Consider the following 23,377-nt stretch of genomic DNA (forward strand, 5'->3'; position numbering starts at 1 on the left):
CAGATGATGCAATATATGAGATATATCATAATACTGAGCTGTTTGGTCGCCACCTTCTTTTTGTATAATGAGCAATTAGCGTCGATTCCACTGCTAATTTTGTCTGCTTTCTTATTTTACGTAGGTATCAAAGAATGTCAGAAAATAAAAAACAACAAATGAAACTAGCATAGTACTATTAAGTTTGTATATAATGGGTATTATGTTTAGGTAATGTAATCAAAGAAAGGACGTGCACGATTTGAACTTTCGTGAAATGACAAAAGAACAATTAGCAGAAGAGTCGTTAATTGATTTAGCATACGCAGTTTTAGAAGAACGTAAATCAGCCATTTTATTTAATGATTTAGTAAAAGCCATTCAAAATTTAAATGGTTATTCAGATGAGGAGATTAAAGCTCGTCTTGTACAATTTTATACAGATATGAATGTAGATGGTCGTTTCTTATTAAACCATGAGAGCGGTTGGGGTCTACGCGAATGGTATAAAGTAGAGACAATTGAAGAAGAAACAGCACCAACAGTAAAAGTACGTAAGAAAAAATCAAAAGCGGTAGTTGATGATGAAGAGGAAATCCTTGAACTGGATGAAGATGATATTTCATTCGATGAAGACTTCGATGAGTTTGCAGATGAAGATGATGATATCGAAGAAGATGATTCAATCGACTTTGTAGAAGAAGATATTGAAGATATTGATGCAGAAATCGATGAAGAACTAATTCCAGAAGAGGAAGAAGAATTCATTATCGAAGATGAAGACGAGGAAGAGGAAGAAGAAGCTGACGATTTCGAGGAGTTTACAGACGACGAGAAGTAAACTCGCTCATGGGAAGTTACGTTCTTTCCTCACATCGTATAAGATTTGAATAGAAAGAAATGTAGACAAAGTCGAAGTTTGACTTTGTCTACATTTGTGTTTAGGTAATGTCAAACAAGGGGATACCTAAATTTGTTCAGGGAATGTCCAATGTAAAAGTGCTTGACTTCTTTTGCGCTTCCGTATAATCTTTTACTTGGGCTCCTTAAAAGAGGAGATTGACCGTACGATTGATACGCTCCCCCTGCAACAAGCAGGAGGAGCGTTTTTTATTTGTGGATAGGAAAGTATTAGTTTTATGGATATCCGCATCAGAATGGACATCATCTCTACCTAATTTGGACGAGATGTGTCTTTCTAATAATTAGCGCTTGCAATGGCCGAGCGAAATATAAGTTTTCATTTAGTTTATTGCTTCAACTGTTTGCCGGTGTGCCAAACGTTTAAGCTTTTCTTATTTTCAAGGAGGAATTTAGCATGACAAAGTATATTTTCGTAACAGGTGGGGTTGTTTCATCACTCGGAAAAGGAATTGTTGCAGCATCTTTAGGACGCTTACTCAAAAATCGTGGTCTTGAAGTGACAATTCAAAAGTTCGACCCTTATTTAAATATTGATCCAGGTACGATGAGCCCATATCAACATGGTGAAGTGTTCGTCACAGACGATGGCGCAGAGGCTGACTTAGACTTAGGTCACTACGAGCGCTTCATCGATATTAACTTAGGGAAACATTCAACAGTGACATCAGGCCGTGTGTATCAATCTGTGTTACAAAAAGAGCGTCGCGGTGATTACAACGGTGGTACGGTGCAAGTAATTCCTCATATTACAAACGAAATTAAAGACCGCATCCAGCGTGCTGGTCGCGAAACAAATGCCGATGTTGTGATTACAGAAGTAGGTGGTACTGTAGGGGATATCGAATCACTACCGTTCCTAGAAGCGATCCGTCAAATGAAAACAAGCCTTGGCCACAATAATGTTATGTATGTGCACTGTACATTAATCCCGTACATTAAAGCAGCGGGTGAAATGAAAACAAAACCGACGCAACACTCTGTAAAAGAGTTACGCTCACTTGGGATTCAGCCAAACATTATCGTTGTCCGTACAGAGCAAGCCATTTCACAAGATATGAAAGACAAGCTAGCGTTATTCTGTGACGTACAACCGCACGAAATCATTGAATCTCGTGACGTAGAGCATCTGTATGAAGTGCCGCTTAACTTACATGCACAAGACTTTGATGATATCGTCCTTGATCACTTTAGAATCCAAGCACCAGAAGCAGATATGTCTGACTGGAAACAGCTTGTACACAAAGTGAAAAACTTACAGCACAAAACACGTATTGCCCTTGTTGGGAAATATGTAGAGCTACAAGATGCTTATATTTCAGTAGCAGAAGCATTAAAGCATGCCGGCTATGTATATGATTCAGATATCGAAATTGATTGGGTGAATGCAGAGCATATTACAGCAGAAAATGCACATGAGCTATTAGGACAAGCTGACGGTATTCTTGTACCAGGTGGCTTCGGTGATCGAGGTGTCGAAGGGAAAATTGAAGCGATTAAATTTGCGCGTGAAAATGATGTGCCATTCTTTGGTATTTGCTTAGGGATGCAGCTGGCAACAATTGAGTTTGCCCGTAATGTACTTGGTTTACAAGGCGCACATTCAACAGAGCTGGATAAAGAAACAAATTACCCAATCATCGACTTCTTACCAGATCAATCAGAAGATGTAGATTTAGGTGGTACATTACGTCTTGGTTTATATCCATGTAAGTTAAAAGAAGGTTCTCGTGCACGTGATTGCTATGGCGGAGAAGAGTTAGTTTATGAGCGTCACCGTCACCGTTATGAGTTCAACAACGAATTCCGTGAAGCGATGGAAGCAGAAGGCCTTGTATTCTCAGGCGTATCTCCTGACAATAAGCTTGTTGAAATTATCGAATTACCAGAGAAGAAATTCTTCGTCGCTGGTCAATTCCACCCAGAATTAGTATCGCGTCCGCAACGTCCACAACCACTATTCCGTGAGTTTGTTGGTGCAGCATTTGCGAACCGTAAATAATAACTAATACGAACTACCTCGCTAGAATAGGGCGGGGTAGTTTTTGTTTCGTAAGGGGTGTACTTGAACAAAATAAAAAGCCACCGCTCTCATGAAGGAGCAGTAGCAGATTATTAACTAAAGGGAGAAGTCGGTGTATCCTCCTCTAGCTCTTCATCATCTGAAATCATTTCATCATAGGCCATCTTGATCGCTTCATAAATAAATAACGCGGCGATTAAATGTGGGAAGACAATGCGCTCACCTAGCTTTGTTGGATGTGGTAAAATTCCACCACGAACTTTCAGGCTAATATATGTATAAGCGAGCTCGCTTAACGGGTTGTCAGCACTCGCGACTTCACTCGCCACAGCGGCAAACGGAATAAACGCATCATATAATTTTTGGGCTAACGCAAGTGCTTCTGGATCTTGACAACTGCGTGCAAAAATAATGACTCGGTCTACTTCTGTTACGACCACATCATCTGTCCATGGCACAATTTTTGCAAATGGTGCTACACTTGTCACCGCATTCAGTTCCACTGCCTTTAATTCACCAAAGCAGGCGAAATATACATGACCTTGTCCAATGCCAGCTTGCGCAAGTAAACGTGCTGTTTCTTCAACCGCTTCTTCTTCGCTTGTTTGAATACGCTGTAATAAGCCACTCATTTGAGTAGTTAAAATTTTTGACATATTTCCACCTCCACCTCATTATAAGTTCGATGAAACTAAATTGCAAAATTTGAAAATGATTTCAATGTAAAGGAAGGATTTTACAAATAATCACAGAATATATTATAAAAACAGGTGTGTAGTTTATCCAAATATTAATATTGTGAGAGCGTATTTTTAGGCAAAACGTCATCAAAAATGATTTTCCAGTTAATTGAAGCAAGGTGACTGTAGCGGAAATTAACTGTTTACACAATTAGGTTAACAATAAAAGGTGAATTGACATGCTTGTTATAAAAATGGTCATAAGGGGAATTTTTACAATGCAGAACATACTAATCATTGACGATCAACCAGGTATTCGGCTGTTATTGAATGAAGTATTTAAAAAAGAAGGGTACATTACATATTTGGCGCAAAATGGGATTGAAGCATTGAAAATCTTCGATGAAGAAGCGATTGATTGCGTTTTGCTAGATATGAAAATTCCGGGGATGAATGGCATCGAAATTTTACAACAGCTCAAAGCTAAAAATGAAGCTATTCCGGTTATGATGATGACCGCTTACGGGGAACAAGATTTAATCGATGAAGCAATGAGACTTGGTGCGACAAAGTACTTTACAAAACCATTTAATATTTTTGATGTATTAAATAGTGTGAAGGATGTACTCAGTGTGTAGTTTTATGGAAATCATATTGAAAATGCATGCGTAGAGAGCATGTATTCCGTATTTTACCTATATTGCTAATCCAACGCATCTGAAGCTTTTCAGATTGAATAATTTTTGCACCTGCCGCTCCGCTTTCGGTGCAGAAAACATAACGGTCTGAAACACTTTTTGGATTGAAGTAATTTTGCACCTGCCGCTTCGCTTTCGGTGCAGAAAACATAACGGTCTGAAACACTTTTTGGATTGAAGTAATTTTGCACCTGCCGCTCCGCTTTCGGTGCAGAAAACATGATGGTCTGAAACACTTTTTGGATTGAAGTAATTTTTGCACCTGCCGCTTCACTTTCGGTGCAGAAAACATGACGGTCTGAAACACTTTTTGGATTGAAGTAATTTTGCACCTGCCGCTTCGCTTTCGGTGCAGAAAACATGACGGTCTGAAACACTTTTTGGATTGAAGTAATTTTTGCACCTGCCGCTTCACTTTCGGTGCAGAAAACATAACGGTCTGAAACACTTTTTGGATTGAAGTAATTTTGCACCTGCCGCTCCGCTTTCGGTGCAGAAAACATGATGGTCTGAAACACTTTTTGGATTAAAGTAATTTTGCACCTGCCGCTCCGCTTTCGGTGCAGAAAACATAACGGTCTGAAACACTTTTTGGATTGAAGTAATTTTGCACCTGCCGCTCCGCTTTCGGTGCAGAAAACATAACGGTCTGAAACACTTTTTGGATTAAAGTAATTTTGCACCTGCCGCTCCGCTTTCGGTGCAGAAAACATAACGGTCTGAAACACTTTTTGGATTGAAGTAATTTTGCACCTGCCGCTCCGCTTTCGGTGAAGAAAACCAACGCATCTGAAGCTTTTCAGATGCGTTGGTTTTTGTTATGATGGGATTGAATGTTTTCATATAAAATATTTAGCATCCTTAAGGGAGGATTTCCATAATGGCATTAGTGTCTATGAAAGAAATGTTAATCAAAGCAAAAAATGAGAAATACGCAGTAGGGCAATTCAATATTAATAATTTAGAATTCACACAAGCAATCCTTCAAGCTGCGCAAGCAGAAAATTCACCAGTTATTTTAGGTGTTTCGGAAGGTGCAGGAAAATACATGGGCGGCTTTGTAGCAGTCGTACACATGGTAAAAGGATTAATCGAAAGCTATAACATCACAGTTCCAGTAGCCATCCACTTAGACCACGGTTCATCTTTCGAAAAATGTAAAGAAGCTATCGATGCAGGTTTCACATCTGTTATGATTGATGCTTCACACCACTCATTTGAAGAAAATGTAAATATCACAAAAGAAGTAGTAGAATATGCGCATGCTCACGGTGTATCAGTCGAAGCTGAATTAGGTACAGTTGGTGGGGAAGAAGATGGTGTAACAGGCGGTATCATCTATGCTGATCCAGCAGAATGTAAAGCAATGGTTGAGCAAACAGCGATCGATTGCTTAGCACCAGCACTTGGTTCAGTTCATGGTCCATACAAAGGCGAACCAAAACTAGGTTTTGCTGAAATGGAACAAATCGGTAACGAAACAGGTATGCCGTTAGTATTACATGGTGGTACAGGTATTCCAGATGAGCAAATTCAACGTGCGATTTCTTTAGGAACAGCGAAAATCAACGTAAACACTGAAAATCAAATTGCTGCAACAAAAGTAATCCGTGAAATTTTAAACAATGATCAAAAAGTATATGATCCACGTAAATATTTAGCACCTGCACGCGAAGCGATTAAAGAAACAGTTATCGGTAAAATGCGTGTATTTGGTAGCTCGCAAAAAGCGTAATATATAAGAGCTTTATGATGAGGAGCAGTGTCTCATACGCAGCCCTTCTCTTATCTTGGTGGATACGAAAATAGAAGTTCTCAAGAAAATCCACATAAGAAAACAAAGCAACTCGCACTATTTCAGGGCGAGTTGTGTTTTTCTAATCATGATAATACATTTATGCAGCTTTGTACAAGGAGGATAAATACATGAAATTCTTTATCGATACAGCAAACTTTGAAGAAATTAAAGAAGCCTATTCTTGGGGCATTTTATCAGGTGTGACAACAAACCCTACGTTAGTAGCAAAAGAGCCAGGTGTAAATTTCCACGATCGTCTAAAAGAAATTGCTGAATTAGTAGATGGGTCAGTCAGTGGTGAGGTTATTTCATTAGATGCGGAAGGCATGATGAAAGAAGGGTTAGAATTAGCCACGATTCACCCAAATATTACAGTGAAATTACCGATGACACCAGAAGGATTAAAAGCATGTAAATTTTTCTCTGAAAAAGGCATTAAAACAAATGTTACATTAATCTTTTCAGCGAACCAAGCATTAATGGCTGCGCGCGCGGGTGCAACATATGTATCGCCATTTTTAGGGCGTCTGGATGATATCGGACAAAACGGGGTTGAATTAATTTCAACAATCGCAGATATTTTTACAATCCACGATATTAAAACAGAAATTATTGCTGCGTCTATCCGTCATCCACAACATATTACAGAAGCAGCATTGGCTGGTGCACATATTTCAACAACACCATTTAAGGTATTAAACCAATTATTTAACCATCCATTAACTGACAAAGGAATTGAAGGATTTTTAGCGGATTGGTCAAAGCGTGAAGGTCAATAATAAGAAAAATAAGCTTTCCAAGTGATGAAGGAGAAACGCTAGTATGGATGTTTACAAAATTAACGGTGGTCATCGTCTACAAGGTACAGTCAAAGTCAGCGGTGCGAAAAATAGTGCGGTCGCTTTAATTCCAGCATCAATCTTGGCGAATTCTTCCGTCACTATTGGAGGGATTCCTGAAATTTCAGATGCTTGGACGTTAAAAGCTTTACTTGAGGAAATTGGCGGCGAAGTCACGTTTGAAGATGGAAAGATGACAATCGATCCTTCTCATATGATTGCGATGCCATTACCAAATGGGAACGTAAAAAAACTTCGCGCTTCTTATTACTTAATGGGCGCTATGTTAGGCCGCTTTAAAAAAGCAGTTGTCGGTTTGCCAGGCGGTTGTTTTTTAGGGCCGCGCCCAATCGATCAACATATTAAAGGGTTCGAAGCGCTAGGTGCGAAAGTAACAAATGAGCACGGTGCGATTTATTTACGTGCGGAGGAGTTGCGCGGGGCAAAAATTTATTTAGACGTGGCAAGTGTTGGGGCTACGATTAATATTATGCTCGCAGCGGTACTTGCAAAAGGACGAACGATTATTGAAAATGCCGCAAAAGAGCCAGAAATTATTGATGTAGCAACACTGCTCTCGAATATGGGCGCCAAAATTAAAGGCGCTGGTACGAGTGTCATTCGTATTGACGGCGTAGAAGAATTGCATGGTACGAAGCATACGATTATTCCAGACCGTATTGAAGCAGCCACATTTATGATTATGGCAGCAGCGATTGGTGACGGGGTAACAATTGATAATGTGATTCCGTTGCACTTAGATTCTGTCATTGCAAAGCTACGTGAAATGGGCGTTGTGATAGAGGAAGACGAGGAAAGTGTTTTTATACCAAAGCAAGACGTACTGCAAGCTGTTGATGTGAAAACCCTTGTATACCCGGGTTTTCCAACAGATGTACAACAGCCACTATGCGTTTTAATGACACAAGCAGTGGGTGCATCGAAAGTGACGGATACAATTTATACAGCGCGTTTTAAACATATTGATGAACTCCGTCGGATGAGTGCAAAAGCACGTGTGGAAGGTAATACGGCGATTGTTGAAGGGCCAACACAATTAGAAGGTTCGGTCGTAACGGCAACGGATTTACGCGCAGGTGCTGCATTAGTGCTTGCTGGACTGCTTGCCAAGGGAGAAACGGAAATTCACGATATTTATCATATTGAGCGTGGTTATAGCTCTTTAATTGAAAAGCTTTGTACACTAGGTGCAAATATTCGTCGTGAAACAATTTTAACATCAGATAAAACTAGTTAGATGAATATGTTACAATGAAAGTGAAAGCGAAATGAAAGTGAAGGTTTAGGTGAGCATGGAGCAATCTTTTTTTGCAAAGCTAGCCGAAAACAGGAGGCAAATTTACAATGGAACGTAGTTTATCAATGGAAGTTGTACGCGTAACAGAGGCAGCAGCGATTGCTTCAGCCAAATGGATGGGACGTGGACTTAAAAATGAAGCAGATGACGCCGCAACAACAGCAATGCGTCACATGTTTGATACAATTCCAATGCATGCAACAGTTGTCATCGGTGAAGGTGAAATGGACGAAGCACCGATGTTGTACATCGGGGAAGAATTAGGATTACGCAACGGTGGTCCAGAGGTGGATATCGCAGTGGATCCACTTGAAGGAACAAATATCGTTGCAAAAGGTACAAATGGTGCGATGACAGTACTTGCGATTGCGGATCGCGGTAATTTATTAAATGCACCGGATATGTATATGGAGAAAATTGCAGTCGGTCCAGAAGCCGCTGGTAAAATTGATATTAATGCATCAGTCACATATAATCTATTACAAGTAGCAAAGGCGAAAAACAAAGACATTTCTGATGTCGTCGCAACATTATTAGATCGTCCTCGTCACCAAGCAATTGTTGATGAAATTCGTGAAGCAGGTGCACGTATTAAATTTATTCAAGACGGTGATGTTGGTGCTGCGATTAACACAGCATTTGACGAAACAGGTATTGATATTATGTTCGGTATGGGTGGCGCCCCTGAAGGTGTTATTTCTGCCGTAGCATTAAAATGTTTAGGTGGCGACTTCCAAGCGAAGCTAGTACCTGAAGATGAAGAACAACTAGAACGTTGCAAAGCAATGGGGATCGACGTCGATAAAGTACTTTACATGGATGATTTAGTAAAAGGTGATGATGCTATTTTTGCAGCAACAGCTGTAACAGATAGCGAGCTTTTAAAAGGTGTTCAATATAAAGGCTCCTACGCTTTAACGCACTCTGTTGTTATGCGTGCTAAAACAGGTACAGTGCGTTTTATCGAAGGACGTCACAGCATCGAAAAAAAACCAACATTTAATAAATAACTTCAATGTTGCCCGGCATCTCTAGCCGGGCCCTTCTTTAAAAAAGTTCTCCCATTTTATGAACATTCCAAAAGAAAAATAAATACAGTTAGGAGAGAAGCTATGTCAGCTCTTACAATTGCGCAATTAGAAAATATGACATTAAAAGAGTTATATGCGCAAGCACGTGAATTCAAGATTTCTTATTATAGTAAGTTAAATAAAAAAGAATTGATTTATTCAATTTTAAAGGCACAATCAGAATTAGAAGGTTATTTCTTTATGGAAGGTGTCCTTGAAATTGTGTCGCAAGAAGGCTTTGGTTTCCTTCGTCCCATCAACTACTCACCGTCTAAAGAGGATATTTATATTTCAGCTTCGCAAATTCGCCGATTTGATTTGCGTAATGGGGACAAGGTAACAGGGAAAGTACGTCCACCAAAAGAGAACGAACGTTATTACGGCCTCCTTCAAGTACAAGCAGTCAACGGGGAAGACCCAGAAGTCGCAAAAGAGCGTGTTCACTTCCCAGCGCTAACTCCACTATATCCTGATCGTCAAATTAAGCTAGAAACAGAAGGTAATAAACTATCAACACGCATTATGGATTTAATTGCGCCTGTTGGTTTTGGTCAACGTGGTCTCATCGTAGCTCCACCAAAGGCAGGGAAAACATCGCTACTAAAAGAGATAGCGAATGCCATTACGACAAACTATCCAGAAGCAGAATTGATTGTGTTATTAATTGATGAGCGTCCAGAAGAAGTAACGGATATTGAGCGCTCTGTTAAAGCAGATGTCGTTTCATCAACATTCGATGAAGTACCAGAAAATCATGTAAAAGTGGCAGAAATCGTTTTAGAGCGTGCCCGTCGTCTAGTAGAGCATAAACGAGATGTTATTATTTTAATGGATTCCATTACACGTCTGGCCCGTGCCTATAACTTAGTAATTCCACCAAGTGGACGTACATTATCAGGGGGGATTGACCCAGCAGCATTCCATCGTCCAAAACGTTTCTTTGGTTCAGCGCGTAACATCGAAGAAGGCGGTAGTTTAACGATTTTAGCAACAGCGCTTGTTGATACAGGTAGCCGTATGGATGAGGTCATTTACGAAGAGTTTAAAGGAACAGGAAACTTAGAGCTTCACTTAGATCGTAGCTTAGCGGAGCGCCGTATCTTCCCAGCTCTTGATATTCGTCGTTCTGGTACACGTAAAGAGGAGCTACTTATTCCACAAGCACAATTGGATAAGCTATGGGCGATTCGCAAAACATTCAGCGATGCACCAGACTTTGCAGAGAAATTTTTACGCAAACTGCGCGGCAGCAAAACAAACGAAGAGTTTTTTGAAAAATTAGATGCAGATATGAAAAAAGCGACAAAGGGAAAAGGCTTGCTATAACATTTTTACGTATTTAATTTTCTCTGTGAAATAGCACTTGCAATTAAATATTTAAATATGTTATCATTCTCTAGTATGCAACGTGCACATATGTAGCTGGCTTTAACGCTTTTATTACGGAACTACTGTAATAACATATTCGGGCTATGTAAGGTGCAGTTCGATAATACTCTGTTCCAGATGGTTCAGGGCGAGAGGAGAAAACGAATATGAAACAAGGAATTCATCCAGATTACAAAACTGCAACAGTAACTTGCTCTTGCGGTAACACTTTTGAGACTGGTTCAGTAAAAGAGAAAATCGTTGTCGAGTTCTGCAACGAATGTCACCCATTCTACACTGGTCGTCAAAAATTCGCGTCTGCTGACGGACGTGTTGATCGTTTCAACAAAAAATACGGTCTTAACAAATAATTGTCAAAATGCCTGCCAAACGATTACGTATGGCAGGCATTTTCTTTAGCGGATTAGGAAGTGCAAACTCCTTATTTATATAACTTATACTGAACGAAAATACTAGATATATCAACATGCGTGAAAAGGAGGCTCATAATGGCACAGTTATTTTTTAAACATGGTGCAATGAACAGCGGAAAATCAATTGAAATTTTAAAAGTAGCGCATAACTATGAAGAACAAAATAAACCTGTTCTTATTTTTACGTCTGCTATTGATACGCGTGATGCGGTTGGGGTTGTGTCGAGCCGAATTGGTTTACGCCGCCCCGCACGGGCTGTTTTTAAAGAAACGAATATTTATGAAATCGTTAAAGCACATCCAGAAAAGCTCTATTGTGTACTCATAGATGAAGTGCAGTTTTTATCAAAAGAACATGTGCTTCAACTAACACGCATTGTGGACGAGTTAAATATTCCCGTGATGGGCTTTGGTTTGAAAAATGATTTCCAAAACGAGCTATTTGAAGGTAGCCGTTACATGCTCATTTATGCAGATAAAATTGAAGAAATGAAAACGATTTGTTGGTTTTGCCATAAAAAGGCGACGATGAATTTACGGGTCGATGAAAATAAAAAACCTGTGTATACAGGTGAACAAATTCAAATCGGTGGGAATGATACGTATTATCCCGTTTGTCGTAAGTGTCATAACAATCCGCCTTTATAGTGAATAATGGTAGCACCAACGTTCAGAATTCATTATACTAATGAAGGTAGATTTGAAAGAAAATTTGTTAATTCATAATACTAGAGGTGAACATATATGTTTGATCGATTACAAGCGGTGGAAGATCGTTATGAGCGCTTAAATGAGCTTCTAAGTGATCCAGATATCGTCAATGATAGTAAAAAACTTCGTGACTATTCGAAAGAGCAATCTGATATTCAAGAGACAGTCGATGCATACCGTGAATACAAAGCAGCAAAGCAGCAATTTGCGGATGCACGTGAAATGTTAGAGAACGAAAAAGATCCGGATATGCTCGAAATGGTGAAGGAAGAGTTCAACGAATTAAAAGGGCAAATCGAGGAGTTAGAAGAACGTCTACGCATTTTACTAATCCCGAAAGATCCGAACGATAGCAAAAACGTAATTATGGAAATTCGCGGTGCAGCGGGTGGCGATGAGGCGAATATTTTCGCAGGTGACCTATTCCGTATGTACACACGTTATGCTGAAACACAAGGCTGGAAAATCGATATTATGGAGGCGACACCGAATGCAGCAGGTGGTTATAAAGAGGTTATCTTTATGATCAATGGGCAAGGTGCGTACTCTAAATTCAAATTCGAAAATGGTGCACACCGCGTACAACGTGTACCAGCAACAGAGTCGCAAGGTCGTATCCATACATCAACAGCGACAGTGGCATGTCTTCCAGAGGTAGAAGAAGTAGACGTTGACATTCATGAAAAAGATATTCGTGTTGATACGTTTGCATCATCTGGTGCAGGTGGTCAATCCGTAAATACGACGATGTCTGCTGTTCGTATGACGCACATTCCAACGGGTGTCGTTGTATCGATGCAAGATGAGCGTTCACAATTAAAAAACCGTGACAAAGCGTTAAAAATCTTACGTGCACGTGTAGCCGATATGTACCGCCAAGAAGCGCAAAAAGAAATCGATGCAACACGTAAATCAGCAGTCGGAACAGGCGACCGTTCTGAGCGTATTCGTACGTACAACTATCCACAAAACCGCGTAACAGACCACCGCATCGGTTTAACGTTACAAAAGCTCGATCAAATCGTCGAAGGTAAGCTCGACGAAATTATCGACGCACTTATTTTAGAAGAGCAAGCTTCTAAACTGGAGAAGTTAAACCAAGATGCATAAAACAGTATTTGAGGCCCTCAATGGGGCTTCTTCTTTTTTAGTAAGTAACGGTCGCGATGAAAATGCTGCAAGAATATTACTGCAACATATTTTGAAAACAAATTATTCGGGTCTAATGATACGCACACATGAAACATTAACACCTGAACAGTTTTTCACATTTAAATCGTATGTGGAGCAACATGCGAAAGGGCGCCCTGTGCAATACATTACAGGTGTCGAGGAATTTTACGGTCGCACATTCCAAGTCGATGAATCTGTACTCATCCCCCGACCTGAAACAGAGGAATTAATTGTTTGCGCAATAGAACAAGGCAAAAAGCTATTTGGTGATAAAGAAGTAACGTTAGCAGATATCGGGACAGGTAGTGGTGCGATTGCGATTACGATGAAAAAAGAGTGGGCAGCTGCCAAAGTAACGGCGACAGATATTTCTCCAACAGCCCTTGCGACAGCAACAAAAAATGCGGACCGTTTACAAGCAGAAATCGATTTTCGATTAGGGGATTTAACGGCGCCCATTGCACATGAAAAATGGGATATTGTTTTATCCAATCCACCATACATCGCATTAGATGAAGCCAAGGATATGTCGGAAGTGGTGCTTGCGCATGAGCCGCATACAGCCCTCTTTGCTGAAGAGGAAGGATTATTATTATATCGTAAACTAGCAGAAAACTTACCGCATCTGATGAACACACCTGGATTTGTGGCGGTAGAAATCGGCTATAAACAAGGTCCGGCAGTAAAAGAAATGTTTCAAAAAGCCTTTCCACAAGCGACTGTAGAGGTCGTGAAAGATATTAACGGAAAAGATCGAATAGTTTTTTGTAAAATAGTAGAATAAAAATTCACCTCCTTGTCTACAATGCTAGGCAAGGAGGGATTTTCATGTTACGTGATTACGAGATTATAAGAAATGATAAATTACTAGCCACATTGAAACTGCTGATTAGCGCCATTGCATTGTATATCATTATGCATACGGTACCAAGTTTTGTAGAATTATTAGAGGATCAAAGACCAAGCTATACAGAGGATTTATTAGTAAGAGTGATTGCGAATAGCAACACAGTAAAAGATCAAGAAGTAAAACAACAGGTGGCACACGATGTCAATCAATTAATGAAGCAGTCAACAGTAGCCACGTTAGAGAAAAATGAACTCATGCAGCACATTCAATTGCATATGGAAAAGAATTATGCACATTTAGACATTCAAATGAAGCATGGGGATAACTTAATTCCGCCCAAGCGAATTATGCAAACATTTTATCCACAACATGCCAAAGATTCATTGGTCATTATTATTGGCAATGGTCGTGGTGAAAATTGGTTTTGTTCAGCGTTTCCAAACGTTTGTGAGGATGAGGAACAACCAGAAAAAGAAAAAGTCAGATTTAAATTGATTGAGTGGCTTAAGAAAAAAATGGCGTAAAGTTATGCACATTTTCAGAAAACTTATACACATTCTTTTAGAAGTTATTAACAATTTGTGGATTATTTGAACAATTACTTGTAGGTAAAGAGGTAAAAAATGAAAACAGATAGACTGATTGTGGATAATAATGTGAATAGTGAAAAAATATATGCACAGGCTGTGGACTTTTTAAATGCTAGTCAAGTTGTGGCATTTCCAACGGAGACGGTCTACGGTTTAGGTGCAATCGCAACAGATGAAGTGGCTGTGAAGCGTATTTTTGAAGCGAAAGGCCGCCCATCTGATAACCCGTTAATTGTACATATTGGGACAACTGAGGAAGTGACAGAGTATATTGAAGACATTCCGCTTGTGGCAAAGCAATGTATGGATGCATTTTGGCCAGGCCCACTAACGATTGTCATGAAAGCAAAGCCGGGTATACTCGCGCCAAGTGTCACAGCAGGGTTATCAACAGTTGGCTTACGTATGCCAGCACATCCTGTCGCGCTAGCGTTATTACGCCTGCTAAAAAAACCGCTCGCTGCACCGAGTGCCAATCGAAGTGGAAAACCGAGTCCAACAAAGGCTGAACATGTAGCGGAAGATTTAAACGGCATTATTCCTTGTATCGTAGATGGGGGAGTAACGGGGATCGGGATTGAGTCAACGGTGCTGGATGTCACACTAAATCCACCTGTTATTTTGCGTCCAGGTGGTGTGACAAAGGATATGCTAGAAGCAGTCATTGGTCCTGTTCTTGAGCCAACATACGTAGAGCAAAAACAAGAATCAACACCAAAAGCCCCTGGTATGAAATATACACATTATGCACCGGAAGCCCCTGTTTATTTAATAGAAGAAACAGCAGATATCGAGACAGCTGTGACTACGTTACAACAGCAAGGTCATCAAGTAGCATTGTTAGCACCGACACCATACGCGCATATAGCAGCGGATTATTTTTTCACATTTGGTGATGAACATAACCAGCAACAAATGGGCGCAAATCTTTACGATGTCCTTCGACGTTGTGACAAAACAGATGCAACGATTATTTTAGCAACCGCTACATCGAAAATAGGTGTGGGTTCAGCAATTATGAACCGTCTAGAAAAAGCAGCTGGTGATAAATGGTATAAAAATCAAAGCTAAACTTCACATAATTATGTGGAGTTTTTTATTTATAGTGCAAATTCTTATCTTTTAGTGCCTTTTTATCTAGTATTATATTATAATTGAGTAATTATATGGAATATGAATCGCTGTATATATTACTATTTAATAACTGAAATTACCTTCATATTCTACATAATTTTCCTCTTCAAGTATTGAATTCTAGTGAATGTAATTTTTCGCCTCGTATGCGACAATTCACCTATTATGTTACATTTTTAATAGTTCATTACTTTCCTTCTATACTTAAATTTGATATGCTAATGATGAAATACAATCAATTTTTATGTATTTACTATAATCATAAAACAACTAAGACAATGGAGAGAGTGTGACATGAATATTTACTTTGTATGTACTGGCAACACTTGCAGAAGTCCGATGGCAGAAGCGATTCTGAAAAGTAGAAGTTTACCGAATGTTAACGTGAAATCTGCGGGCATTTATGCTTTAGAAGGTGGAGAAATGTCAGAAAATGCAAGAGAAGTTCTGATGCAAGAAAATATTCCACATCAACATGTCTCAAAACAAATAAACGAACAAGATGTCCAATGGGCCAACTTAATTTTAACGATGACAAGCGCCCATAAAGATATGATTTTACGTACATTTGAAGAAGCAAAAGGAAAGACATATACATTAAAAGAATATGTAACCCCATACAGTAGTCAAGATGTATTTGATCCATTTGGTGGAGATTTAACTACATATAAACAAACATATCAAGAGTTGAAACGTTTAATTGAGCAATTTGAAGCTCAGTATAAGGAGGGATAAAGATTTATGAAATCCGAAAGGAAAATATTCAATTTGCGTACGAAGCTAGTACTATTTGTAGGGATACTAGCGTTAATTACGTATTCAGTGAGCTTCATATTTATTGAGTTTATCCAACCTATGTTTTTTCCATCAGTAAATCGTCAACTATTTGAAGTCATTACGTATATTTTAGGGATTGCATGGTCATGTATTTTAGCGGCCGTGTTCAGTATCGTTCTTGTGAAACCTTTGCAACAACTAGAGCAAACGGCTACGCGTGTGGCAGAGGGGAAAATTGGACAAGACGTGAAGATGCCTAATACAAATGATGAAATTCGTTCGGTTGCCGAGGCATTTCAACGAATGTTAGTCAATTTACGTGGTATGGTTGACGGGATTGAGCAAAATTTTCAAACGACGAACGACACGATTCAACAATTATCAAATCAAACGGTAGCGGCACGCAACGAAGCGTCAAATATTGCCACGACAGTTGGGCAAATTTCACGTGGAGCAGATGCATCTGCAAATGCCGTACAAGATACCGTAGAGGCAATTGAAGATGTAAGGATGTTAGCGAGTGAAGTGAATAATGTTGCTGTCAATTCAGCAACAAAATCACATGTTATTATTGATAACTTATCACACACGACGACTGCCATTCAAAGTTTAGTAGAAAGTATTCAGCATATCGCTACTGGAAATGAACAGGCACTTCAAAGTATTCATGAATTAGAAAAGAATGCACAACAAGTTGAACGGATCATTGGCCTTGTTGGTGATATCGCAGCGCAAACGAATTTGCTCGCTTTAAATGCTTCTATTGAAGCGGCACGTGCAGGAGAACACGGGAAAGGGTTCGCTGTAGTAGCAGAGGAAGTGCGAAAATTAGCTGATGAAAGTGCCAATGCAGTGAAAGGGATTACGGACTTAATCAAAACGATTCAACAGAATGTCAATACTGTCGTAGACCAAATGAATGAACAAGTTGCGTACGCAGTAACAGAGTCGGCGCGCGTGTCCGAAACAACGACTGCGGTTGGGGAGATGTCGGCGAGTGTCCATGAAATGGCTGAGGCGGTCATTACGATTTCTAAGCTTGTTGAAAAACAAATGCATAATATTGAAACAACCGCACAACAGTCACATGAAGTAGCGGCCATTGCAGAGCAAACATCGGCCAGCACACAAGAAGTCAGCTCGGCGACAGAGGAACAGGCGTATTCCATTGAACAAATCGAAAAACTATCGCAAAACCTCCAACAGCAGTCAGATGAATTGCATAAAGTCATTTTACAATTTGATCGAACAAAATAAGAGAAACGAGCTTTTTAATAATCTGAGGAGGTTATTAGAAAACTCGTTTTTTAGTTTTCTTTTAGTTTTCCGAATTTAGGTGGATGTTAGCTTTGTAATCTAGCAAAAAATAGGTATAAAAATGAACAATTTTAGCTTTGTAAGCGAAAACATTCGTATTTCACCTAAAAACATTCATTTGTTTATCGTAAAATACGTGTCATAATGCTGTCAGAAATGGTACACTGTACATGAATATATTTGAAAAGAGGGAATCTTAGTGAAAATCGCAATTTCTTCGGATCATGGCGGCAATAATTTGCGCAAAGAAATTATGGCGCTATTAGATGAGCTGAATATTAGCTATGAAGATTTCGGTCCACAAACAAACGATTCTGTAGACTACCCAGATTACGCAAGACCAGTAGCAGAAGGTGTTGCAGCTGGAAAGTTTGACCGCGGCATTTTAATTTGCGGTACAGGGATTGGTATATCGATTGCAGCAAATAAATTTAAAGGTATCCGTTGTGCATTAGTGCATGATGTATTTTCAGCGAAGGCAACACGTTGCCACAATGACTCGAACGTATTGGCGATGGGTGAGCGTGTCATTGGTCCAGGCCTTGCACGTGAAATTGTTGCTACTTGGTTAAATACGGATTTTGAAGGCGGTCGACATACTCGCCGCATTGAAAAAATTGCTGAGTTAGAAGGGTAACGGGCTTATGACTTTACAGCATTTGAAGCAGGAAATCGCGCAATTGTTAAGTGAAGTAGAAGAGCAAGTCGCTTTTCAACCGAAACAGCTATTCGTCATCGGTTGCTCTACCTCGGAAGTGATAGGGGAGAAAATCGGTACAGCTGGCGCAGTAGAAGTTGCGCAGCTGTTATATGACGAGCTCGAACGTTTTGCGAAAAAGCATGATCTTTACTTAGTTTTTCAAGGTTGCGAGCATATTAATCGAGCGCTTACGCTTGAGCGAGCGGCCGCAGAAAAGTACCATTTAGAGCCTGTTGCGGTTGTTCCTGTCAGAACAGCAGGCGGTTCGATGTCTGCGTATGCTTATACGCAAATGGAGGATCCGGTCATTGTCGAATATGTACATGCACATGCAGGTATTGATATCGGTCAAACATTAATCGGTATGCATTTAAAAGTAGTAGCTGTGCCAATTCGTACATCGGTGAAAACGATTGGACAAGCCATTGTCACAGCGGCGAAAACACGTCCGAAATTAATCGGTGGTGTACGCGCTCAATACGAGATGCACTAATGGCGGAAGCCAAGAACTTAAACTTTAGGGGGATTTTTATCATGGCATTTGAAAAATTAGCAGCACAAGATAAAGCAGTTCTAGACGGCATTTTAGCAGAGAAAAAGCGTCAAAATACAAACATCGAACTGATTGCTTCAGAAAACTTCGTATCAGAAGCCGTAATGGAAGCACAAGGTTCTTACTTAACAAACAAATATGCTGAAGGTTATCCAGGCAAACGCTACTATGGTGGCTGTGAGTTTGTTGACGTAGTAGAAGATATCGCGCGTGACCGTGCAAAAGAATTATTCGGTGCAGCTTACGTAAACGTTCAACCACACTCAGGTGCACAAGCAAACATGGCTGTTTACCATACAATTTTACAACCAGGCGACACAGTACTTGGTATGAACCTTTCTCACGGTGGTCACTTAACACACGGTTCACCAGTGAACTTCTCGGGTATTCTTTACAACTTCGTGGAATACGGTGTATCAGAAGAAACGCAAACAATCGATTATAACGATGTGCGTGAAAAAGCATTAGCAGCTAAACCAAAGTTAATCGTGGCAGGTGCATCAGCTTACCCACGTGAAATCGACTTCGCGAAATTCCGTGAAATCGCAGACGAAGTAGGAGCTTACTTCATGGTAGATATGGCACACATCGCAGGTCTTGTCGCAGCAGGTGAGCACCAATCGCCAATCCCATACGCTGACTTCGTTACAACGACTACACACAAAACATTACGTGGTCCACGTGGCGGTATGATTTTAACAAAAGATGAGAAATGGGAAAAAGAATTAAATAAATCTGTATTCCCAGGTATTCAAGGTGGTCCTTTAATGCATGTCATCGCTGCGAAAGCTGTAGCATTCGGTGAAGCATTACAACCGGAATTCAAAGAATATGCAAAACAAATTAAAGTAAACGCAAAAGCATTAGCAGCAAGCTTAATGGAAGAAGGCGTTGAAATCGTATCAGGTGGTACAGACAACCACTTATTACTTTTAAACGTGAAATCTTTAGGCTTAACTGGTAAAGTAGCAGAGCATTTATTAGATGAAGTAGCAATTACAACAAACAAAAACACGATTCCATATGATACAGAAAAACCATTCGTCACATCTGGTATCCGTGTTGGTACTGCAGCGATCACTTCTCGCGGTTTCAAGGAAGAAGATGCAACAGAAGTAGGTAAAATTATCGCATCTGTTCTAAAAAATCCAGAAGATGAAGCAGTAAAAGCAGAAGCACGTCAACGTGTACAAGCGTTAACAGATAAATACCCATTATACGCATAAAATACTATCTTGAGATACTTTCTAATTATTTGGAAAGTATCTTTTTCAGTAATATGGAAATAATTTATTTGTTGATTTATGGCATTGAGTTGGGTAATAATGGACGGAAGATCGTTAGTTACTTAAAATCCATTGAGAAAGGAGGAGAGGAAGATGCTAACTCAGTTTGTTGAGTATGAATCCAATGTTCTCTTTCGCACATTAAGAGATTTAGGCGATAAGTCGAGTCAACATTATGTTATTTTAAATAAAACATTTTCTGTGATTTACTGTAATGAGCTTTATACAAATTTAACAAACTACAACTTTGAAGATATAACTCATACAACTTTTCGACAACTTTTACAGCATATAAAGTGTAATATGCATATGGAGGAAGTTGAGCAACATCTGCGGAAAGGGAAAATGACGAAAGCACAAGTCATACATAATAGAAAAAGTGGCACTTCTTTTTATGCAGAACTAGCATGTATACCACTTCAAAACAAGGACAATGAAACAGAATTTGTACTTGTTTGTATTCAAGATATTACATATACACAACTATATGATTTTGTAGATCGACTCGAAAAGGATATGTTTACAGCGATTCAAAATGAAGTACCGTTTATCGAAAAACTTCAACTTGTTTGTAACAGTATAGATTATTCCTTTTATCCGTGTAGCTTTACATCCATTATTTTAAAGCATAACGGTGCACTTCACATGGTGCAGTCGAGTGCATTTTATCCAGAAAAGCCCGTTCATTATTCGCTGGAACAATGGGCAGAAATAGATTACTATACGCAATTAATAGAACGTGAGCATATGACAGTAGGTAAGGATCTCAATCAAATGCCGATTCATCTATTACATAAACAGCTCGCACTAAAAAATGAATTAACAAATTATGCATTTGTCCCGATTCGTCAGGCAGATGGAGAAGCGCTCGGTGTGATGACGATTTACTATAGTGAACAACAGGACGATACGAAAATATATAGCCTATTTATTGAAAAAATTTTAAATTTAATCACCTTGGCTCATTCTTACGAGCAAAAACAGAAACAAATCTATCAGCTTGCTTATACGGATATGCGGACAGGAATGATGAATCGCTATCGGTTTATTGAGCGCTTAACAGAACTTGATGTAGTAGATGGAGTTATTCAAATAATAGAACCGAGTGAATTTTCGCGTATTGTGGAATTATACGGACGTGATACAGGCGAAGAACTACTTAAACAGTTATACGAACGTATTTTACATAGCGGTATGAATAATCAAGCATTAATCGGTCGTTTTTCTAGCGAATTGATTGTTTTATATATGGAACGAGAAATAATCGAAACGGTCGAGGGGAATGCAGAAGATTTTTTAAACGGTTTAGTAGTACAGTCATTTATCATTGATGGAAAAGAGTTTTATATTACACTAAAATGTGGTAGTGCCGTGCTTCAACATAAAAAAGCCGTACAAGATGCTATTCGGTACGCGGAAAATGCTCTATCGGAGGCAAAAAGGGTGTCGGGTACGTGTGTGAAGTTTTACTCCCGAGAAAATGATACGCAATTAGAAAAGGAATTTATTATTTTAAAACATCTCATAGAGGCTTTAAAAAATAAAGAAATGACAGCCTATTTCCAACCGAAAGTAGCGCTAGGGAAAGCGCGCATTACAAGTATGGAAGCGCTTGCTCGTTGGATTTCGCCGGTACTTGGATTTGTCTCACCTGCTGAGTTTATTCCGATTGCAGAACGTGCAGGGCTTATTCGTCAAATTGACTTGCAAATCATCGAACAAGTTCTTCAGTGGTTCCAGCAACGGCAATATGAGGGCAAGCGGATTGTGCCTATAGCGATTAATATTTCGCCCGAGCATTTCTACCATCCACACTTTGTAGAGGAATTGGAACAGTTAATAAAAAAATATTATGCAGACCCAAATTATTTAATTATCGAGATTACAGAAAATTTAGGGCTTGTTGATGTGGAGCGGGCACAAAAAATCATTCAAGATTTATTTTTACGTGGTTTAAAAACGAGTGTCGATGATTTTGGAATAGGTCACTCTTCATTAAGTTATTTACAAAAGTTAATGTTTGCCGAATTAAAAATTGATCGGAGCTTTACATCACGCATCCATGAAGTAGGGACATTTGTCATTGTCCAATCGATTATTCAAATTGCGTATAATTTAGAAATCGATGTGGTAGCAGAGGGCATTGAAACGCAGGAGCAAGCAGATATATTATATCAGCTTGGTTGTAAAAGTGGACAAGGCTACTTATTCTATAAACCGATGTCATTGGAAGAAATCGAAGAAAAGAATATATTATAGTGCGATAAGGGTATTCGGAAACTGTTGAAAGCACATATGTTATACTAAAATTTTTTCCGTAAGATTCATACCAAATGCATTTTGATGTTGAGCTAAAATAATCATATATTTCAAAAAATAAACTGTGATAACTCTCGATGTTACAGTTTGTTTTTTTATGCTATACTGATTCAGATAAACAACAGTTAGGAGAGATCCACCTTGAGTAAAGTATATGTTTTTGATCACCCACTAATCCAACATAAGTTAACTTATATTCGTGATAAAAACACAGGCACAAAAGAATTTCGTGAGCTTGTGGACGAAGTAGCAACATTAATGGCATTTGAAATTACACGTGATTTGCCATTGGAAGAAATCGAAATTGAAACGCCTGTCACAACGTCGAAAACGAAAGTATTATCAGGTAAAAAAATTGCGATTGTGCCAATTTTACGTGCAGGAATTGGGATGGTTGATGGTGTACTAAAACTGATTCCAGCTGCGAAAGTAGGGCATATCGGTTTATACCGCGACCCAGAAACATTAAAACCCGTGGAATATTATGCGAAGCTCCCAGCTGATGTAGAAGAGCGTGATTTCATTATTGTAGACCCAATGTTAGCAACAGGTGGTTCAGCTGTGGAAGCGATTAACTCTTTGAAGAAGCGCGGTGCCAAAAATATTAAGTTTATGTGCTTAATCGCAGCCCCAGAAGGTGTAAAAGCGATTCAAGATGAGCATGATGATGTAGATATTTATATTGCGGCATTAGATGAAAAGTTAAACGATCACGGTTACATCGTACCAGGTCTTGGTGACGCCGGTGACCGCTTATTTGGTACAAAATAATATGAAACAGAAGGGATGTTGCATATGTGACATCCCATTTTGTAATAAAGAGAGGGTAAGATTGAATC

The 23,377-nt window shown here is 39.3% G+C and carries 23 protein-coding genes; 21 read left to right on the plus strand and 2 right to left on the minus strand.

The annotated features are described in order from the left end of the window. The first annotated feature begins 241 nt into the window (after positions 1–241). Both rpoE and ACQQ2I_RS02850 read left to right on the plus strand, forming a co-directional pair. Positions 242–820, plus strand: a complete 579-nt coding sequence (rpoE, locus tag ACQQ2I_RS02845; RefSeq protein WP_431029052.1) for a DNA-directed RNA polymerase subunit delta — start codon at positions 242–244, stop codon at positions 818–820. A 477-nt stretch (positions 821–1,297) separates the two neighbouring features. Next, a complete protein-coding gene (locus tag ACQQ2I_RS02850) occupies positions 1,298–2,902 on the plus strand; it encodes a CTP synthase (RefSeq protein WP_431029053.1) in 1,605 nt (534 codons plus the stop codon). A gap of 113 nt (positions 2,903–3,015) precedes the next feature. Here the strand turns inward: ACQQ2I_RS02850 and ACQQ2I_RS02855 are convergent, their stop codons facing one another. Further along, on the minus strand, positions 3,016–3,579 hold the full coding sequence (locus tag ACQQ2I_RS02855; protein WP_431029054.1) for a DUF2529 family protein: 564 nt from the start codon (positions 3,577–3,579) through the stop codon (positions 3,016–3,018). 302 nt (positions 3,580–3,881) lie between these two features. Between ACQQ2I_RS02855 and ACQQ2I_RS02860 the strand changes: the two genes are divergently transcribed. After that, positions 3,882–4,241: a response regulator gene (locus tag ACQQ2I_RS02860; protein ID WP_431029055.1), complete on the plus strand. Its 360-nt coding sequence runs from the start codon at positions 3,882–3,884 to the stop codon at positions 4,239–4,241. Positions 4,242–4,330: 89 nt separating this feature from the next. Here the strand turns inward: ACQQ2I_RS02860 and ACQQ2I_RS02865 are convergent, their stop codons facing one another. Further along, entirely contained in the window at positions 4,331–5,014 is a 684-nt protein-coding gene (locus tag ACQQ2I_RS02865; protein WP_431029056.1) for a hypothetical protein, read from the minus strand. 167 nt (positions 5,015–5,181) lie between these two features. Between ACQQ2I_RS02865 and ACQQ2I_RS02870 the strand changes: the two genes are divergently transcribed. From ACQQ2I_RS02870 to upp, 18 genes are all read left to right on the plus strand, one after another. After that, positions 5,182–6,036 (plus strand): class II fructose-bisphosphate aldolase, encoded by an 855-nt coding sequence (locus ACQQ2I_RS02870; RefSeq protein WP_431029057.1) that lies wholly within the window; start codon positions 5,182–5,184, stop codon positions 6,034–6,036. A 191-nt stretch (positions 6,037–6,227) separates the two neighbouring features. Further along, entirely contained in the window at positions 6,228–6,878 is a 651-nt protein-coding gene (gene fsa / locus ACQQ2I_RS02875) for a fructose-6-phosphate aldolase (RefSeq protein ID WP_431029058.1), read from the plus strand. Positions 6,879–6,921: 43 nt separating this feature from the next. Next, a complete protein-coding gene (locus ACQQ2I_RS02880) occupies positions 6,922–8,196 on the plus strand; it encodes a UDP-N-acetylglucosamine 1-carboxyvinyltransferase (RefSeq protein ID WP_431029059.1) in 1,275 nt (424 codons plus the stop codon). 107 nt (positions 8,197–8,303) lie between these two features. Further along, positions 8,304–9,266 carry a class II fructose-bisphosphatase gene (gene glpX, locus ACQQ2I_RS02885; RefSeq protein ID WP_391367682.1) on the plus strand — a complete coding sequence of 321 codons (963 nt, stop codon included), beginning with the start codon at positions 8,304–8,306 and terminating at the stop codon, positions 9,264–9,266. Between the two features lie 102 nt (positions 9,267–9,368). After that, positions 9,369–10,652, plus strand: coding sequence for a transcription termination factor Rho (gene rho, locus ACQQ2I_RS02890; RefSeq protein ID WP_431029060.1), 1,284 nt, complete (start codon positions 9,369–9,371; stop codon positions 10,650–10,652). Positions 10,653–10,861: 209 nt separating this feature from the next. Continuing rightward, entirely contained in the window at positions 10,862–11,065 is a 204-nt protein-coding gene (gene rpmE / locus ACQQ2I_RS02895) for a 50S ribosomal protein L31 (RefSeq protein WP_391367677.1), read from the plus strand. Between the two features lie 138 nt (positions 11,066–11,203). Further along, positions 11,204–11,776, plus strand: a complete 573-nt coding sequence (locus tag ACQQ2I_RS02900; protein ID WP_431029061.1) for a thymidine kinase — start codon at positions 11,204–11,206, stop codon at positions 11,774–11,776. 96 nt (positions 11,777–11,872) lie between these two features. Further along, positions 11,873–12,949, plus strand: a complete 1,077-nt coding sequence (gene prfA, locus ACQQ2I_RS02905; RefSeq protein ID WP_431029062.1) for a peptide chain release factor 1 — start codon at positions 11,873–11,875, stop codon at positions 12,947–12,949. Next, on the plus strand, positions 12,942–13,796 hold the full coding sequence (gene prmC, locus ACQQ2I_RS02910) for a peptide chain release factor N(5)-glutamine methyltransferase (protein ID WP_431029063.1): 855 nt from the start codon (positions 12,942–12,944) through the stop codon (positions 13,794–13,796). The genes prfA and prmC overlap by 8 nt, the downstream gene beginning before the upstream one ends. A gap of 44 nt (positions 13,797–13,840) precedes the next feature. After that, complete coding sequence (locus ACQQ2I_RS02915; protein WP_431029064.1) at positions 13,841–14,386, plus strand: stage II sporulation protein R; 546 nt, start codon at positions 13,841–13,843, stop codon at positions 14,384–14,386. Positions 14,387–14,485: 99 nt separating this feature from the next. Further along, positions 14,486–15,523 (plus strand): L-threonylcarbamoyladenylate synthase, encoded by a 1,038-nt coding sequence (locus tag ACQQ2I_RS02920; RefSeq protein ID WP_431029065.1) that lies wholly within the window; start codon positions 14,486–14,488, stop codon positions 15,521–15,523. Positions 15,524–15,880: 357 nt separating this feature from the next. Then, a complete protein-coding gene (locus ACQQ2I_RS02925; protein ID WP_431029067.1) occupies positions 15,881–16,321 on the plus strand; it encodes a low molecular weight protein arginine phosphatase in 441 nt (146 codons plus the stop codon). Positions 16,322–16,327: 6 nt separating this feature from the next. Next, positions 16,328–17,620 (plus strand): methyl-accepting chemotaxis protein, encoded by a 1,293-nt coding sequence (locus tag ACQQ2I_RS02930; protein WP_431029068.1) that lies wholly within the window; start codon positions 16,328–16,330, stop codon positions 17,618–17,620. Positions 17,621–17,879: 259 nt separating this feature from the next. Next, entirely contained in the window at positions 17,880–18,317 is a 438-nt protein-coding gene (gene rpiB, locus ACQQ2I_RS02935) for a ribose 5-phosphate isomerase B (protein ID WP_431029069.1), read from the plus strand. A 7-nt stretch (positions 18,318–18,324) separates the two neighbouring features. Beyond that, positions 18,325–18,873, plus strand: a complete 549-nt coding sequence (locus ACQQ2I_RS02940) for a TIGR01440 family protein (RefSeq protein WP_431029070.1) — start codon at positions 18,325–18,327, stop codon at positions 18,871–18,873. A gap of 41 nt (positions 18,874–18,914) precedes the next feature. After that, positions 18,915–20,159, plus strand: a complete 1,245-nt coding sequence (gene glyA, locus ACQQ2I_RS02945; protein WP_431029071.1) for a serine hydroxymethyltransferase — start codon at positions 18,915–18,917, stop codon at positions 20,157–20,159. A 153-nt stretch (positions 20,160–20,312) separates the two neighbouring features. After that, the gene (locus ACQQ2I_RS02950) at positions 20,313–22,478 is read left to right on the plus strand and encodes an EAL domain-containing protein (protein WP_431029072.1); all 2,166 of its coding nucleotides are present in this window, start codon (positions 20,313–20,315) and stop codon (positions 22,476–22,478) included. Between the two features lie 201 nt (positions 22,479–22,679). Next, positions 22,680–23,309 carry a uracil phosphoribosyltransferase gene (upp, locus tag ACQQ2I_RS02955; RefSeq protein WP_391367643.1) on the plus strand — a complete coding sequence of 210 codons (630 nt, stop codon included), beginning with the start codon at positions 22,680–22,682 and terminating at the stop codon, positions 23,307–23,309. Positions 23,310–23,377: the final 68 nt, after the last annotated feature.

It is taken from the genome of Lysinibacillus sp. LZ02, assembly GCF_050613145.1.
Taxonomy (GTDB): Bacteria; Bacillota; Bacilli; order Bacillales_A; family Planococcaceae; genus Lysinibacillus_B.